Origin of the sequence: Phocaeicola coprocola, from assembly GCF_041333015.1 — a bacterium.
Taxonomy (GTDB): domain Bacteria; phylum Bacteroidota; class Bacteroidia; order Bacteroidales; family Bacteroidaceae; genus Phocaeicola; species Phocaeicola coprocola.
In genome coordinates this window covers 808,497-826,011 of record NZ_JBGKGM010000001.1, presented here as the reverse complement: position 1 = coordinate 826,011, position 17,515 = coordinate 808,497, and the positions used below count along the sequence as shown (strand labels likewise).

The window sequence follows — 17,515 nt, the reverse complement described above, 5'->3', positions numbered from 1 at the left end:
CTTTGTATCAAAGAAAACAATAAATTACACTATCTTTGTGCACTATATTTATTATAACAGAAGTATTTCCTGCATGAAAGAATTTTTCCAAATGATGCGGCGGTTCATTTCGCCCTACAAGAAATATGTAGTCGGAGCTGTAGGTCTCAACCTGCTATCCGCTGTATTCAATGTTTTCTCTTTTTCTCTGCTTATTCCGATATTGAATATCCTGTTCAAGACTGGAGAGTCAGAAAAAGTATATCATTTTATGGAATGGGGAAGCGGAGAGCTGAAAGACGTTGCCGTAAATAATTTCTATTATTACGTATCCGAATTGATAGAAATATTCGGCCCTGCCACTACTTTACTCTGGCTGGGACTTTTCCTTGCAGGAATGACCCTGCTGAAAACCGCATGCTATTTCGGTTCTACAGCCATCATGATTCCGCTTCGTACCGGTGTAGTACGCGATATCCGCATCATGGTTTATTCAAAGGTAATGTACCTCCCACTCAGCTTCCTATCTGACGAACGAAAAGGTGACATCATCGCCCGTATGAGCGGCGACGTTGGCGAAATAGAAAACTCCATCACCAGCTCACTCGACATGCTGTTGAAAAACCCGATTCTTATCATCTCTTATTTCGCCACCCTGATCGTAACCAGCTGGCAACTTACCCTGTTTACCATCATCGTGCTGCCAGTTATGGGATGGATCATGGGACGTGTAGGACGTAAACTGAAACGCCAGTCACTCGAAGCCCAGAACAAATGGAGTGAAACCATGTCGCAGCTGGAAGAAACATTGGGCGGCATGCGTATCATCAAGGCATTTATTGCTGAAGAAAAAATGATAAACCGTTTCGTGAAGTGTAGCAACGAATTCCGCGACGCGACCAATCGTGTAGCTATGCGCCAGAGTCTTGCCCACCCGATGAGCGAGTTCTTGGGAACCGTACTCATCGTACTTGTACTTTGGTTTGGTGGTTCACTGATTCTAAGTGCTAACTCTACCATCAACGCTTCTACCTTTATTTTCTATATGGTGATACTTTACAGCATCATCAACCCGTTGAAAGATTTCTCCAAGGCAAGTTACAATATCCCGAAGGGGCTCGCTTCAATGGAACGTGTAGACAAGATTCTGAAAGCTCCAAACAACATTACAGAACGCACCGATGCCGAACATATCAGCGAGATGAAAGAAGGATTGGAGTTCCGCAATATATCGTTCAGCTACGGCACACACGAAGTACTCCACGACGTCAGCCTGAAAGTACGCAAAGGACAGACTATTGCATTGGTAGGACAAAGTGGTTCAGGAAAGTCAACACTAGTCGATTTAGTTCCCCGCTTTCACGATGTGCAGGCTGGTGAAATTCTGATAGACGGAAAAAATATTAAAGATCTGGTAGTAAAAGACCTCCGCGGACTGATAGGTAATGTAAATCAGGAAGCCATCCTGTTCAACGACAGTTTCTTCAACAACATTGCTTTCGGTGTAGACAATGCCACCATGGAACAAGTCGTTGCCGCTGCCAAGATAGCCAATGCCCACGATTTCATTATGGAAAGTGAAAAAGGCTACGACACCAACATTGGCGACCGCGGCTGCCGTCTTTCAGGAGGACAGCGTCAGCGTATCTCGATAGCCCGTGCCATCTTGAAAAACCCGGCCATCTTGATTCTGGACGAAGCTACTTCTGCCCTTGATACAGAAAGTGAACGTCTGGTACAAGAAGCTTTGGAACGTTTGATGAAGACCCGCACTACTATTGCTATCGCACATCGCTTGTCGACTATCAAGAATGCCGACTGCATTTATGTACTCTATGAAGGCCGTATCGTAGAAAGCGGCAAACACGAAGAGCTGCTTCAGAAAAACGGTTACTATAAACGTTTGAACGATATGCAGGCTCTGTAGATTCTTACCATACCAAACGCATAATATACCAAAAGGTCTTGTATAAAAAAGAAAAGTACAAGACCTTTTATTTTTTTCTCTACAAATTTTACTTCTTTTTTGTACAATAGGTTCTATGGATTTGTACAAAAAATAAAAAAAGATGAGGATGTTTTTAGAAAAACATGCTGAAATTTTCTAATAATTAAATATAAAAAGGACATTATAGCCAAAACAATAAAAAAAAATTTACCTTAGAATGGAATATGTAATTTATATTTACAAGCTCTGAAACAAAAATCAATCATAAACCTTCCTTAAACGAAATACTACAGAAGAAGCAATGTTAAATAATATATAAAACAAAAAAAAGGGAATATTATTCCCTAAATTTGTAAATTCATAATATCATAATAATACATTATTTCCTACAAACCTATGAATAAAAAAGTTGCATTTTATCACAATGCATTCCCTTATGGAGGAGGAGAAAGAATAACTATAGATATAGCGAATTATATCTATGATAAAGGTTACGAAGTTTATGTCATAACCTCAAATCTCAACCCACATACATCAAACCATATAAAGGCTGTAGAAGTAACAAAACAAATACCACACACAGAACAAAACACAACTAATTTTATAATTCAATTTATCAAAGAGAATCACATTGATATATTTATTACTTTAGAACTTAATACGCAGTTCCTCTATGAAGTAAAAAAACGAACTCAATGTAAAATTATTTATGCTCTCCATAATGTTCCGTTATGGGAGGCTATTGATCGTTATTATAAACGAAAAGAAAAAAGTCGTCATTCAATTTGGAAATCCCTAAAATGGTACACATTAACCAATTTAGATTATCACCTTTTCAAAAAATGCGACAAAAAATACATTGCAATATACAAACAAATGTACCAAAACGTAGATGCATTAACTGTATTATGTGATGCATATAAAAAACAATTAGCTACTTATTTCGAAGATGATAAACGTATTCATGTGATAACAAACCCTGAATACCCTCGTTTAAATCCTAATTTAGACAAGAAAAAACAAATTATATACTCTGGCAGACTTTTATACTCTCATAAAAGAGTAGATCGTTTACTTACTATTTGGAAAAAAATATACGAAAAAATTCCTGATTGGGAACTTGTTATTGTAGGCGATGGACCAGAAAGAAATAACTTGGAACGTTTAGCAAAAAAATGGGATTTAGAAAGAATTTACTTTATTGGATACACTCCTCATGTAGATAATTATTATAAAGATGCATCAATTCTCTGCTTAACTTCTACATTTGAAGGATGGCCATTATGTTTAACAGAAGCTCAAGCAAATGGGGTTATACCTATTTCTTTTAATTGTTGCGCTGGCATAGAAGCTATTTTAGGTCCCAATAAGGTAAATGGTATCCTCGTCCCTGACGGAGATATAAATGCATTTGCAAAAGAATTAATTGAATTAATCAATAACCCACAATTAATGGAAGAAATCCGAAAAAACGTACTGAAAAAAGTTCTTACTTATTCTCCCGAACTTGTAGGGGAAAAATGGCTAAACCTGTTTAATACCTTATTAGAGAATAGTAATAATTAATCATCTGTTTAATTTCTTATGAATAAAGTACTATTTTATCATGACGCATTCCCCTTTGGAGGAGCAGAAAGAATAACTTTAGACATTGCAAACTATGTTTATAATAAGGGGTATGAGGTATATGTCCTGACCCCCAAACTTCATGTTGCTTCTTTCAAACATTTGAAGGCAATAGAAATAGTACCTAAATCTTCAAAAAATAAGAAAGCATATATAAACCACATCATAAAATTTATTAATGACTATCAAATTGATATATTTGTAGGACAGTCTCTCGACCTTCTTCTCTACCAAAGCATCAAAGAACAAACCCAATGTAAAGTTATCCGAGCTTTACATAATGTACCTATGTGGGAGTCTATCGATCGTTATTACAGGAGAAAAGGAAAAAGCCGTTTTTCCATATGGGAGTTTATCAGATATACATTTACATACATTAATTATTACTTTCTAAAATCTTACAACAAAAAATATATAACTCGATACAAAGCAATGTATGATAACATAGATGCTTTGACAGTATTATGTGATGCATATAAAAAACAATTAGCAACTTATTTTAAAGATGATAAACGTATTCATGTAATCACAAATCCAGAATATCCTCGCTCAAATCCCAATTTGAACAAAAAGAAACAAATTATATATTCAGGCAGACTCTCTTACCCTCATAAAAGAGTAGATCGTTTATTGTCTATTTGGAAAAAAATATATAAAGAAATTCCTGAATGGGAACTTATTATTATAGGTGATGGTCCAGAGCGGAATATATTAGAATTATTAGCAAAAAAATGGAAATTAGAAAGAATAAAATTTATAGGTTATATACCTGATGTAGATATCTATTATAGAAACGCTTCTATTCTTTGTTTAACTTCCACATTTGAAGGATGGCCATTATGTTTAACTGAAGCTCAAGCAAATGGAGTCATACCTATTTCTTTTAATTGTTGTGCTGGCATAGAAGCTATTTTAGGTCCCAATAAGGTAAATGGTATCCTCGTTCCCAACGGAGATATAAATGCATTTGCAAAAGAATTAACTGAATTAATCAATAACCCACAATTAATGGAAGAAATCCGAAAAAACGTACTGAAAAAAGTTCTTACTTATTCTCCCGAGCTTGTAGGGAAAAAATGGCTAAATCTGTTTAATAACTTATTAGAAGTAAAATAAATTCAGATGAAAAAAATTGCATTTATCGTTATAAGATACGGACAAGAAATCAATGGAGGTGCAGAATTACATTGTAAAATGTTAGCAGAAAGATTGGTTGACAAATATCAGGTAGAGGTACTAACAACTAACCTAAAAGGCTATAGCAATCAAGAAAATATATTCAAAGAAGGAGAGGAAGTTATCAATGGCGTATTGGTACGTAGATTTAAAACGGATTCTTATAAGCGAAAGGGACATCGCCCCAATGTGTGGGCTACTCGGTACATACGTTCAATCCGATTCTTTTTATACAAAATGCATCTGCTACAATATATAGCGAACTGCATTCCTATATGGAAATGTGGGAAAAAAGGGAGTATTTATCTCTATCGGAAAAATTGTTTTTACTCTTCCGAATTATTCACTTTTATACGAAAACATAAAGAAGATTATGATGTCTTTATACCTATAACAATAGATTATCCAGAAGTTTACTATACCGTTACACGAGTTAAAGAAAAGGCTTTATTAATACCAACAATGCACTACCAAAAAAGTTCATTCTATCCAGGAATGACTGAAATCTTTACACAAGCTGGATATATTGCTTTTAATACACAAGCAGAACAACAACTTGCAGAAAGAATTTTTGGCAAGCACATGTCCCCCCATGGAGTTGTTAGTGTTGGATTCAACATATTTCCACCAGCAGAATGGAAAGAAACTACAGTAAAATACCAGTTACCACAAGAATACTTATTATATGTAGGGAGAGTGGAGAATAGCAAGCTAGATCACATTTTTGATTATTTTCTGACATATAAACAAAAGCATAAAGAATCTAATCTTAAATTAGTATTGGTTGGCGGTATTTTTATGGATAAAATAGAACATCCAGACATAATTTATACTGGTTTTGTAGAAGAAGAAGAAAAAACTGCCATCATTAATCATGCCAAAATTATTGTAAACCCTTCCAAATATGAGAGCTTATCATTAATACTTTTGGAAGCACTTAGTCAAAAGAAAGTTATGTTGGTAAATTATCAATGTAATGTCATGAGAGAGCATTTCAAAAATAGTAATCAAGCTATTGCTATTTATAAAGGCAAAAATGACTTCATAAAACAACTTTACCAACTTGACACTTCAGATATTCTTAGAAAAGAAATGGGAGAAAGAGGAGCTTTATATATACAAGAAAATTATAATTGGGATATTATTATGCAAAGATTAATTGCCCAAATCGAGAATATCGGTCAATAAATTTATGAGGGTGTGTCAAAACTGACATACCCTCATAAATATTAATAAAATAGATTTAAATACTTACTTCGTTTCAGCCCCAATGTATAGGGAAGAAAATGTATAAAACGATGCAAACGAGGTTTCCAATTATTTAAAACATTTTCTCCTTTCCAAGGTGTCAAATCTTGATACTCAAAATACAAATGTCTTAATGGATGCATACAATGATATTGCCAAGGCTTACGCGAAGAATAATGCAATATTGCAGGATGTAAAATAGTATCTATATACGGTGGACACCAATCGGCTGTTTTACCTTTTGGAACACGATAAGCACCTTCTTGCACATTCCACTTCATATCGACCAATACTCTATGCTCATGTAACAAGCCGTTTAATAAATCCTGATCGTTATATAACACACGCTCCGGATTATCTTTATAATAAGTCTTACATTGCTGCTCGATATTATGCTTCCGCCAATAATCCAAATTCAATAATAATACTCCTCCATTAAAATAATTATATGAAAGATCGTACCCCAAACGATTACAATGCACCGGATTAACGGTAAAATCGTCTGGAACACCAGCCAATGCTTTACCTTCCAGATTTGTATTCCAAAAATCATCTAACGGTTTCAAAACCAAAATATCACTATCCAGATAAAGAGCCTTCTTCACTGAATCAGGAAGTAAAGAAGCCAAAAGACAACGATAAAATACAACCATAGGCAACCTTTGTCCTTCCCAGCGTATAGCATATCCTTCCAATTTTTCCTGAGGAACTTCATAAAAAGCAATGGAAGCTCCATACGTTATCGCCAAGTCCGACAAAACCGTACGGTCTGCTTCCGACAGTCCATTGGCAACTACATGCACTGTAATATCCGAAGGTGTATCATTTTTTAAGATAGAAACCATTGTTACAGCACAAAAACGTACAAACTTATGATCAATGGTAAATACTATATGCTTCATATCTTCCAATTATTTATTCAGGTTCTTGAAAAAATCTGCCATTGTATGGTCTTCGTGTATATATCCGTCTGCCTGCAAACGGTCGAAGACACGGCTTCCTATCACACGGTCGTATTCCTCATTCAGTTTTCCTTCTTTATACAAGCCATAAAAATAGCGCCAGTGACGTCCACCATGTTTACTGGGATTCTGCTCCAACTGCTTTCCGCCATTAATCATTTTCTCCAGAAACTGCTGACGGCCTCGGATATTATAATGATAAATACGGATATCACTTTTGCCGGAACGCTTGGGGAACATGGCTACCTTATGATTTCCCATCGAAATCCGGATGTATCCACGGGTACGGTGCATTACCTTAGGTATTTGTCTGCCAAAAAGTGAATAAGGGGAAAGATCATACTTATCCGTATCTGTTACAGGGTCTACAACATATTTCCATTCACGAAACGACTTACCTTCCTCAGGATACATATTCCGTATGGCGCACTTTATCACATTATCAGAAACATGTTTCAGTCCACTTTTCAAATTACCCGAAGGAGCATACCAAAACTCGTCAGCATCGGCATTGATAACCCAGTCGGCATGAAAAACAGTTTTAGCACACCAAACCATACGATCCACCCATTTTTTCTGGCGATAGTCGGTTGCCGGCTCCTGAATAATTTCTTTTATCCATCCCAATTCTTTATATTTACGAAGAATGTCTGGAGTATGGTCGGTTGAGTTATTATCAGTTACAATAAATCCATCTACCCCCATCTGCTTATGGAATATCAGGTTTTGTTCCAGTAATTCTTCCTCGTTCTTCACCAACAATGTCATATAAAGAATTGGATGAGAAGGCCGGCGCCAGCAGAACAAACTTTCGCACAAAGCATAGGTTACTTTCTTTATTAACGAAAAAATGATACTCATGGCAATTTAGTTTATAGGTACTTTTATCCATCTTGCTGGATAAATATAAGGAGTTTCTTCTTTCATAAACCAGCGAGAAGGAACAATAACAGTTTTATTCTTTCTCGGATTTAACCATGCTCCCCACCAACTGAAAGTACTATTACAGATAATATGGTTTCGACAATGACTCATCAGCATCATATCCTGCCAACTGTCATTTCCTTGATTCCAATCTATGTAATGGGCATTAGATAAAGATAAATTCTGTTTCACCCATTCTATATCATCAGAAAAAACATAAAAAGAAGGAGTTGAGTCATGCTTTTTCAATTCGGCTATGGCATTTTTATAATAGGGCAACTGACAGACACATCCGGCATTTGCCCAGAATTTCGGAAGTAAATAATCACCGCGACGAATGTGTATTGATACAGCATGCTCATCGGCATCTATTACTTTCATCATTTCACGACTCCGGATATTTATCAATTCCATATTAAAACAGAAAGTCTTTCTAACATCATCTTCGATGTCAGCAAAGAAACGCTCCGACTGATAAAATCCTTTGAAATAGATCAACGGCCAAGCATATTTTTTCTCAAAAGCTTCCATGGAGCCGTTTTTCTGTTTTCGCTCATAAACGACCTTACACAGTAAGAATTCCATAAGTTTCTTAAGTGTACGATTTATACAAAACTCGGTATGGGGCAAAGCAAATACCCGGTTCATTTCATATCCGTGATGTACATGGTAATGCATCATATCCGATAAGTCTATCTTTGTATGAGGAAAAAGTTTCTTCATCTTCAGATAGAAGGCATATATAAACATCTGGTTGCCTAAGCCACCTGTCATTTTTATTAGTCTCATATGTGGGCGTTGTTATACTTCAAAATCAGTTTCAAACATTCGTTGGCATCGAAACCTCTTGCCTTGGCGTATTCATCGGCAAGAATGGCAAACATTTCCGGCGTTCCCGGAAGGCGTTCAAAGTTACGGCAACCTTCTTCCATATTGACCGTGCGGAAACGGATACGGTTCAGGTCTATTATTTCTACCTCTACACCTTTGTCTGTATGCCGGAACAGGATATTCCCTCGCGAATAGTCTTTATGCAGATATCCTTTTTCATGGAGTGCAGCCGTTGTACGGGCAATGGCACGCAAAATTTCTTCTTGACCGGGGAAATCACCTCGCATCAGATTGACATACGAATATGGGCATTCCGACTTCAGACTGATATAATAGCTGCGTGTGAAAAGCAGTCCGTTACGCTCGGTATAATAGGCTACTGGAGCAGGACTTCCGATTCCTTCCCGACGGAGCATTTCGGCATACTCGAACGAACGTTGTGCTTTCGACGAACGGAACACTCCGTATGCGATGCGGTTAATCAGGTTAGGAACACGGAAGGACTTGATTACGACTTTCGTTCCGTACCAGTCCATTTCACGCAGTTCGTTGCGTCCTTTATAAATCACCGTTCCACTATCGTATTTAAACAAAGCAGGCAGGGCTTTTACATAACTCGTCAATGTACGGAAATCAGATGCCACATATACTTTCCGTGGATGAAACAAACGATAGATACGGTTCAGCAGTACCGACCACGAACGGCAATAGTGAAGCGGTCCTCCTAACTCACGTTCAAAAAACTCCGGATGACGCGCATTTAAAGCGTCTATCAATTTTCTCTTTAAACTACGATCGGACACACGTTTAGAACCAGTTCGTACCCGATAATACACTGACACCCGAGACAAGGCTACAACCTTTCCACCATCTTTTAACATAGCAATCCAAAAGGCCCAATCCTCTCTTGCAACAATATGCTTATCATAGCCGCCTACCCGTTCCCAATCTGATTTCCGATACAAAGCACAAATAGGTATCATATTCTTCCGGGCCAGCAACTTACGCGAAAAAGGAGGTAATTTCCATTCACCTTTACGGTTACCGAAATATTCAGCACGAGGACATACAGCTTTTATTTTCATGTCAGACAATATCACATGTACTGCATCAGACACAAAGGTTTCACTCATCTTGTCGTCGGCATCAAAAGGCAGTATAAACTCCCCTTTCGCCAGCCGAACAGCCTGATTTCGGGCTGCACAAGCTCCCCCGTTAGGTTGGGTATAAGCGCGTACACGCTGATCTTTCTTTGCATAGTCACATGCGATACGATACGAAGCATCTTTCGAGCCGTCGTCTACCACCACTACTTCGAAGTTCGGATAATCGGAAGCCAGTATAGAGTCGAGTGTTTCCGGCAGAAAAGCCTCCATATTATATACGGGTACTACAACCGAAACCAAAGGGGATTTATCCATATCTGCAATCATTAAATTTTATCGAGTCCTTTCGTATATTTCAACCAATAGTATTTCAAGGGATTCTTATATTTCAGTTGTTTCCACGGACGGCTTCCATGCGGACGATGCCAAACAGGAAGAGTGGTAAACAGATAGTTCTGAAAACCTTGTTTCAGGGCTTCGTGTGAAATGGTTACATCAAACCAGTTTTTTGTCGGGTCGAGCTGACGGAAATCGAAAGCACGGAGAAACTCCGGGGTAAGCAGTGAGCAACAGAAACTGCAATGTTTCTTTTCCGGATATACCTTGCCTTCATTACCTTTGGCATGCAAATATGGATAGTTGATAACTCCATTCTCGTCTACAGTTACAGCTGCCGCAATGGCACATCCTCTACGTGCTGCTGCTCCGTCGTACAATTCCTGTAAGGTGTTCTTCTTTACTACAACATCCGACTCTACAATAAGCAGACCTGCATCGTCGGCAATAGCCTCTTGCTGAGAGCGTTGAAGTACCAGCAGATAGTTTGGAGAAGGATGAGTTGTAATGTCGGATAAATTGACCAGACGAAAATTCAATTCTTTGGAAGCTTCCTCCAGACGTTTGGTGTTCTCTTCTGTACTGAAGTCATTGTACACTGTATAAGTAAAAGGAACTTTAATGTCGGAAGCTAAAATGGCACGCACTGTTTCGAGAGTAAAATCTATCGAATCTTTTACTGGAGTTATGATATGCAAACATTTCATATGAACATCATTATTAAAGTACAAAGGTAGATAAATTACCAACACTAGGTAGACAAAATACCAACATTTTTCAAATCTACACAAAGATTTCATTTCATCCAATTATAAATGTAAAAAATACTACCTTTGCACGACTTTAGAAAAAGCAAGTATGAAAGTTATCGTTGACAATAAAATACCTTATATAAAGGAAGCTATCGAAGCGCTCGCCGATGAAGTGGTTTATTTGCCGGGAAAAGAAATTACTCCGGAAGTCGTAAAAGATGCTGATGCACTGATTACCCGTACACGTACTCGCTGCGACCGTACCTTGCTGGCAGGCAGTAAGGTAAAGTTTATTGGAACGGCCACCATCGGATTCGATCATATCGACACAGTTTATTGTCACGAAGCAGGTATTACATGGAGCAACTGTCCGGGATGTAACGCCGGTGCAGTTGAACAGTATCTGCATTCATCATTATTACTGTTAGAGCAGGAAAAGAGCATCACACTGAAAGATGCTTGTCTAGGCATTGTCGGAGTAGGACATGTAGGCAGCCGCATCCAGCAACTGGCAGAGCGTTTAGGAATGCGCGTGCTCCTGAATGACCCTCCTCGGGCCGATCATGGAGAAAAAGGATTTGCCGATTTGCATACACTGGCATGCGAATGCGATATCATAACTTTTCATACGCCACTGGAAAGAAGTGGGAAATATCAGACTTATCACCTGGGAAATGAATCTTTTTTCAACCAGCTGGAAAAGAAACCGTACATAATTAATACGTCACGCGGAGAAGTTATAGAAACTGAGGCAATTCTGAATGCTTTAGCTACCGGGAAAATATCTGGAGCTATAATCGATGTGTGGGAAAATGAACCGAATATTAACCTTGAGCTGTTAAATAAAGTATTTATCGGCACTCCACACATAGCCGGATATTCTGCCGACGGAAAAGCAAATGCTACCCGAATGATACTGGAATCATTTTGTCGTTTCTTCGGAAAAGAAATGAAATTCTCTATTGTTCCTCCCGAACAACCGCATGTACCTTACGACAGCGACGAAAACGTCCGCCAGTTACAGATGTACAATCCGCATCTGGACTGTGAAGTCTTGCGTGCACACCCGGAAACATTCGAACAGTTGCGTAGTGAATACCATTTACGACGGGAATGAAAGCAAACGTTCTATCACTTGTGGATAGTATGTGTATTCCAGTGCATGCACGCGCTGAGCAAGGGTTTCGACGGTATCATCGGATAAAACGGGACATTTCGCCTGAAAAATAATATCTCCCTGATCGTAATGTTCATTAATATACTGAATAGTAATACCACTTTCATGTTCACCCGACGCCAGAACTGCTTCATGAACGTGCATACCATACATTCCTTTTCCTCCAAATTTAGGAAGTAACGAAGGGTGTATATTTACTATTTTATGTGCATAATCATGCAATATATCTTCTGGAATACGCGACAAAAAACCTGCCAGTACGACAAAATCGACTTTGAAGCTTTTCAAAACCTCAAGTCCCTTACCCGCAGCAAAATCCTGTGGAATTATGATCTCGCATGGAACATTCAGGATATGAGCACGCTCAACAACACGGGCGGTAGGACGTGAGGCTATCACAACTGCTACTTCCACCGTAGCATGACCACTGAAATAACGGATAATGCGTTCGGCATTTGTTCCTTCACCCGAAGCTAAAATGGCAATTTTTTTCATTGATTCACCTTTTTTGTGCACATAATATATAAAATTGTGCAAAGAAATTGCATTTATTTGGCTGAATATTTGTATAGAACGAGAAATATTTATTCCTTTGCACCGAAAAATAATTAAAATTATTCTATTTATAAATTTAAAACAAGAAAATTATGTCTGAAATCGCATCAAAAGTACAGAAAATTATCGTTGATAAATTGGGCGTAGAAGAATCAGAAGTTACTCCAGCAGCTAGCTTCACTAACGACCTGGGTGCTGACTCTTTGGATACAGTAGAATTGATCATGGAATTCGAAAAAGAATTCGGTATCTCTATTCCTGACGATCAGGCAGAAAAGATCCAGACTGTAGGCGACGCTATCTCTTACATCGAAGCTAACGCAAAATAATTTAATTCTACTTTTATGGAATTAAAGAGAGTAGTGGTAACAGGTCTTGGTGCGCTCACACCGATAGGTAATACTGTTCCTGATTTCTGGAACAACCTTATCAATGGAGTAAGCGGAGCAGGGCCTATTACTCATTTCGATGCATCTAAGTTCAAGACTCAGTTTGCTTGCGAAGTAAAGAACTTCAATGTGAACGATTTTATCGATCGCAAGGAAGCTCGTAAGATGGACTTGTATACACAATATGCCATCACTGCTGCAAAGGAAGCTGTAGCTGATTCCGGAATTGATGTCGAAAAAGAAGATTTGAATAAAATCGGAGTTATTTTCGGAGTAGGTATCGGAGGACTTCATACTTTCGAAGAAGAAGTTCTGAATTATGCACAGACTAAAGATACTATCGGTCCGCGCTTCAGTCCGTTCTTCATCCCGAAAATGATTGCAGACATAGCATCTGGTCATATTTCTATGATTTATGGCTTCCATGGACCTAACTTCACTACTACTTCTGCGTGTGCATCATCATCAAATGCTATCGGTGAAGCTTTCAACCTGATTCGTTTGGGTAAAGCTAACATGATCGTTGCAGGAGGTGCTGAAGCAACAATCTATCCGGCTGGAGTAGGAGGTTTTAATTCTATGAATGCATTGTCTACACGTAATGACGACCCGACTCATGCTTCACGTCCGTTCAGCGCAAGCCGCGACGGTTTCGTAATGGGAGAAGGAGCCGGATGTCTGATTCTGGAAGAACTGGAGCACGCTAAAGCACGTGGCGCGAAGATTTATGCCGAACTGGCCGGAACAGGTGCTTCTGCCGACGCTTATCATATAACAGCCTCTCATCCGGAAGGTCTGGGTGCGAAACTGGTTATGACAAACGCTCTGGAAGATGCAGGTATGCAACCGGAAGATATCGACTATATCAACGTACACGGTACTTCTACACCAGTAGGAGATATTTCAGAAGTAAAAGCTATTCAGGCTCTGTTCGGAGAGCATGCTTATAAGCTGAATATCAGTTCTACTAAATCAATGACAGGTCACTTACTGGGAGCTGCCGGAGCTGTAGAAGCTATTGCCAGCGTACTGTCTGTGAAAAATGACATTGTTCCTCCAACAATCAACCACGAAGAAGGTGATAACGACGAACAAATCGACTATAACCTGAACTTCACATTCAATAAGGCACAACATCGTACTGTTCGTGCTGCATTGAGCAACACATTCGGTTTTGGTGGACACAATGCATGTGTAATCGTAAAAAAATACACTGAATAAACTGTGTTTAGCAATATAACTGATAAGATAAGACTTCTTTTCCGCAAGGATAAGGAGCCTTATCTTTGTTTTTACAAAATGCTCGGATTTTATCCGAGAAATATAGAAATCTACCAACAGGCCTTGTTGCATAAATCGTCTTCAATAAAAGCCGGTAAAGGACGATTACTGAACAACGAACGACTTGAATTTCTGGGTGATGCCATTCTGGATGCCATAGTTGCCGATATCGTATATAAAAAATTCGAAGGTAAACGAGAAGGTTTCCTTACGAATACACGTTCCAAGATCGTACAACGCGAAACCTTGAACCGTGTAGCCGTAGAAATAGGACTGGATAAACTGATAAAATACACTACACGCCAGTCTTCACATAACAGTTATATGTGTGGAAACGCTTTCGAAGCACTTATCGGAGCTATTTATCTGGACCGTGGATATCGTGCATGCAAGAAGTTCATGGAAGAACGTATCATCAACCAATACCTGAACTTAGAAAAAATATCACGCAAGGAAGTCAACTTCAAGTCGAAACTGATAGAATGGAGTCAGAAAAACAAGTTCTGTGTAGAGTTTAACCTGATAGAACAATCACTCGACAGCGATCAGAATCCGATTTTTGAAACGCAAATTACCGTAGAAAATATTCCGGCAGGTACAGGCAAAGGATATTCTAAAAAAGAATCCCAGCAAGAAGCTGCACATGCAACTCTGACTAAAATAAAAGGCGACCCACAATTTATTGACGCCATTTTTGCAGCTAAAGCAGAAAGAGAAAAAGCAGCAGAAACTGCCGAATCGGAAAATACAACAGCTATACACGAAGAAGCTATAGCAGTCGAAGAAAGTATTAGCGTTCGGGAAGAGGAAATTCCAGAAGAGCACTTCGTAGATACTGAACGTATTATTGCAGAGGCTGAGGAAGTTGCTTTCCGTGAAAGCAAATAAAAACAAACGAGTCAGAAGTTGTAGTCTAATGGACTTTCCAACTTCTGACTCGTTTGTTTTTCAGTATAATATTTCACTACATATTTTTCTATAAGAAACGTCTTTAAGAATTACTTTTTTATCTCCATCAAGTAGGTAAAGTGATGGCATTGCTTTTAAATCATACAAGCAACGTTGCTTAATTTCTTCACGGTCAGTTCCAACAATCCACTCCTTGGGCAATTCACTTATAGTTGTCTTCCATACATCTAAATTTCCTTCTGTATATATAGCTAGAACAGTAAGATTTCCAGCATCAACCTCTTGCTGAAGCAATTTATCATGTAGCATTTCCATCATGACATCATGGCAACTTGGACATTCTGGATCATAAAAAACTAATAAAAGCCGATTCTTATTAACCCTTGTCTGATATAATGTATGCCTACTGCCATCCGGAAGATAATATATAAAATTCATAGCCCTCTGACCAGGAGAATTCTGATTTATCAACTGTAGAGTAAATAGTAACGAACTCTTTTTTAAGTCATCTACATATTTACTTTCTAACATACGTTTCAAAAACAGAACATATAGACCTTCATTATAATAAGGAGAGTTTGGATTATACAAATAATCTTCCATCATCTGTAGAAATATTTTTTGTGCATAAGCCTGCTGTTCTAAACCACCACAAAAGTTATCTATACATTCTACTTGCTGCCTCTCAGCTAATGTCCCATCTGCCAATATAGCTAAAAAATCAACTATACCCTGTTCTGTTATATTCCGATTATTTACTAACGCCGTATCTGCAAAATTAAAATTATCCCAATAATGCGCTATCAGATAAGCTTTACGCTCTTCTGGCTGTGTAAGCATTGCAGGTATTTCAGGAAAAGGGAAAAATGATCTTATCTTTTCTTGCTGTTGTACTATTTCTTTATTAACAGAATTCTTCTCTTCTTGCACTTTATGATAACAAGAAGTGATTCCCAATATTAACCAAGCATATATCCCAAAACAATTAAACTTACCCCATTTCTTATTATGAATTATTTCCTTCATACTTTCCATTATTTCTTGTGGGACAAATTCATTTATTAAAAATATCTGTATCCTAAATAAGGGAAATTTATAACACAAATGACATCTCCACCATTATTACGGAGAAAATATATAAGCCATTTACTCCCTATCCAAAACAGATTCCCATTCTTCGTCCTTGAATAACCAAATCGTGTTCCTCTGTTACTAATTTCAATTTTCCAGCTACCTCACCTAAAGGTACAGAAGTTATTTCTGAACCTCTCAAAGAAACCATTCGACCAAATTGTCCACTTGCAATCAGCTCTGTAGCATGTCCTCCCATACGAGTAGCTAAATTACGGTCGAAAGCTGTAGGGCCTCCCCCACGCTGTATATATCCCAACACCGTTTCACGGGTTTCAAAGCCTGTTTCATATTCTATTTCCTCTGCAATATACTGTGCAGCTTTCTTGCCTCCCAGTGTAGGAATACCTTCTGCAACTACTACGATGGAATAAGGCTTACCCTTCTTCAGGCGGTTAATAATAGTATCACCGATACGATGTATATCGAAAGGAATCTCCGGCAACAGAATAATATCTCCTCCACCTGCCATACCTGAGTAAAGTGCTATCCATCCCGCTTTGTGTCCCATGACTTCAATAACCATCACACGCTGATGTGCACTAGCAGTGGAATGTAATCGGTCTATTGCTTCAGTAGCAATGCTTACAGCAGAATCAAAGCCAAAAGAGATATCGGTCCCCCACACATCATTATCAATCGTTTTAGGTACAGTCACGACATTTACTCCAGTTGCAGCCAATTTGGCTGCAGTCTTTTGTGTACCGTTTCCACCAATACACACAACACAATCCAGCTTGCGCTCACGAATTGTTTTCAACATCATGGCTGGCTTATCTTCCGAAACAGGTACATTTGCTCTATTCTTAAAAGGCTTCTCACGCGATGTTCCCAATATGGTTCCGCCCATGCTCAGCAGTCCAGTCAGAGAGTTCTCATCCAATGGAATAATATCGTTATCCAGCAAACCACGAAATCCACTGCGTATTCCGTAAACTTCCATCCCATAATGGCTGATTGCCGTTTTGCAAACTCCTCTGATAGTTGCATTTATACCAGGGCAGTCGCCTCCCGATGTTAAGATTCCTATTCTCATAACCTTTAAATTTTCACTACTTGTGGTAAAGTTATAAGAAAAAAGTGTAGATTTGTGATTTCTGAAAGGAAAAATCTCTATTTGAAAGAGAAATAGCCTAACTTTGCAGATAAAGATAAAGATATAGATAAGAAAAAGAAAAATATAAA

General features: G+C 38.3%; 15 protein-coding genes and 1 pseudogene. 8 read left to right on the top strand and 8 right to left on the bottom strand.

The genetic code is table 11. The annotated features are described in order from the left end of the window. Positions 1-73 precede the first annotated feature (73 nt). From ACDG22_RS03480 to ACDG22_RS03465, 4 genes are all read left to right on the top strand, one after another. Positions 74-1,906, top strand: coding sequence for an ABC transporter ATP-binding protein (locus tag ACDG22_RS03480; protein WP_270230306.1), 1,833 nt, complete (start codon positions 74-76; stop codon positions 1,904-1,906). A gap of 417 nt (positions 1,907-2,323) precedes the next feature. Further along, positions 2,324-3,493, top strand: a complete 1,170-nt coding sequence (locus ACDG22_RS03475) for a glycosyltransferase (protein WP_270230307.1) — start codon at positions 2,324-2,326, stop codon at positions 3,491-3,493. A gap of 18 nt (positions 3,494-3,511) precedes the next feature. Further along, a complete protein-coding gene (locus ACDG22_RS03470; protein ID WP_270230308.1) occupies positions 3,512-4,669 on the top strand; it encodes a glycosyltransferase in 1,158 nt (385 codons plus the stop codon). A gap of 6 nt (positions 4,670-4,675) precedes the next feature. Next, positions 4,676-5,917, top strand: a complete 1,242-nt coding sequence (locus tag ACDG22_RS03465; protein ID WP_333492523.1) for a glycosyltransferase family 4 protein — start codon at positions 4,676-4,678, stop codon at positions 5,915-5,917. Between the two features lie 41 nt (positions 5,918-5,958). Here ACDG22_RS03465 and ACDG22_RS03460 read toward each other — a convergent pair whose 3' ends face one another. The 5 genes from ACDG22_RS03460 to ACDG22_RS03440 are packed head-to-tail and all read right to left on the bottom strand — an operon-like array spanning position 5,959 to position 10,843. Continuing rightward, on the bottom strand, positions 5,959-6,879 hold the full coding sequence (locus ACDG22_RS03460; protein WP_270230309.1) for a glycosyltransferase family 8 protein: 921 nt from the start codon (positions 6,877-6,879) through the stop codon (positions 5,959-5,961). A 9-nt stretch (positions 6,880-6,888) separates the two neighbouring features. After that, complete coding sequence (locus ACDG22_RS03455; RefSeq protein WP_185150260.1) at positions 6,889-7,800, bottom strand: glycosyltransferase family 2 protein; 912 nt, start codon at positions 7,798-7,800, stop codon at positions 6,889-6,891. A gap of 6 nt (positions 7,801-7,806) precedes the next feature. After that, positions 7,807-8,652 (bottom strand): alpha-1,2-fucosyltransferase, encoded by an 846-nt coding sequence (locus ACDG22_RS03450; RefSeq protein ID WP_007567024.1) that lies wholly within the window; start codon positions 8,650-8,652, stop codon positions 7,807-7,809. Then, the gene (locus ACDG22_RS03445) at positions 8,649-10,115 is read right to left on the bottom strand and encodes a glycosyltransferase (RefSeq protein WP_083779547.1); all 1,467 of its coding nucleotides are present in this window, start codon (positions 10,113-10,115) and stop codon (positions 8,649-8,651) included. The genes ACDG22_RS03450 and ACDG22_RS03445 overlap by 4 nt, the downstream gene beginning before the upstream one ends. A gap of 11 nt (positions 10,116-10,126) precedes the next feature. Beyond that, positions 10,127-10,843: a glycosyltransferase family 2 protein gene (locus tag ACDG22_RS03440; protein ID WP_040311845.1), complete on the bottom strand. Its 717-nt coding sequence runs from the start codon at positions 10,841-10,843 to the stop codon at positions 10,127-10,129. 151 nt (positions 10,844-10,994) lie between these two features. Here ACDG22_RS03440 and pdxB point away from each other — a divergent pair, with 151 nt between their 5' ends. Further along, positions 10,995-12,005 carry a 4-phosphoerythronate dehydrogenase PdxB gene (gene pdxB, locus ACDG22_RS03435; RefSeq protein WP_270230310.1) on the top strand — a complete coding sequence of 337 codons (1,011 nt, stop codon included), beginning with the start codon at positions 10,995-10,997 and terminating at the stop codon, positions 12,003-12,005. On the opposite strand, the gene purN is transcribed toward pdxB, so the two are convergent. Beyond that, the gene (gene purN, locus ACDG22_RS03430; RefSeq protein WP_007567032.1) at positions 11,991-12,560 is read right to left on the bottom strand and encodes a phosphoribosylglycinamide formyltransferase; all 570 of its coding nucleotides are present in this window, start codon (positions 12,558-12,560) and stop codon (positions 11,991-11,993) included. The two genes, pdxB and purN, sit on opposite strands and share 15 nt — an antisense overlap. 152 nt (positions 12,561-12,712) lie before the next feature. On the opposite strand from purN, the gene ACDG22_RS03425 reads away from it, so the two are divergent. From ACDG22_RS03425 to rnc, 3 genes and pseudogenes are all read left to right on the top strand, one after another. Continuing rightward, a complete protein-coding gene (locus ACDG22_RS03425; RefSeq protein WP_007567505.1) occupies positions 12,713-12,949 on the top strand; it encodes an acyl carrier protein in 237 nt (78 codons plus the stop codon). Between the two features lie 15 nt (positions 12,950-12,964). Further along, a complete protein-coding gene (gene fabF / locus ACDG22_RS03420) occupies positions 12,965-14,230 on the top strand; it encodes a beta-ketoacyl-ACP synthase II (protein WP_007567508.1) in 1,266 nt (421 codons plus the stop codon). A 3-nt stretch (positions 14,231-14,233) separates the two neighbouring features. Further along, positions 14,234-14,972 (top strand): annotated as a pseudogene (gene rnc, locus ACDG22_RS03415) (ribonuclease III); the annotation flags it as partial. Between the two features lie 266 nt (positions 14,973-15,238). Here rnc and ACDG22_RS03410 read toward each other — a convergent pair. Further along, positions 15,239-16,225: a DUF5106 domain-containing protein gene (locus tag ACDG22_RS03410; RefSeq protein WP_270230311.1), complete on the bottom strand. Its 987-nt coding sequence runs from the start codon at positions 16,223-16,225 to the stop codon at positions 15,239-15,241. A 127-nt stretch (positions 16,226-16,352) separates the two neighbouring features. Then, the gene (locus tag ACDG22_RS03405; protein WP_270669069.1) at positions 16,353-17,366 is read right to left on the bottom strand and encodes an ATP-dependent 6-phosphofructokinase; all 1,014 of its coding nucleotides are present in this window, start codon (positions 17,364-17,366) and stop codon (positions 16,353-16,355) included. Positions 17,367-17,515: the final 149 nt, after the last annotated feature.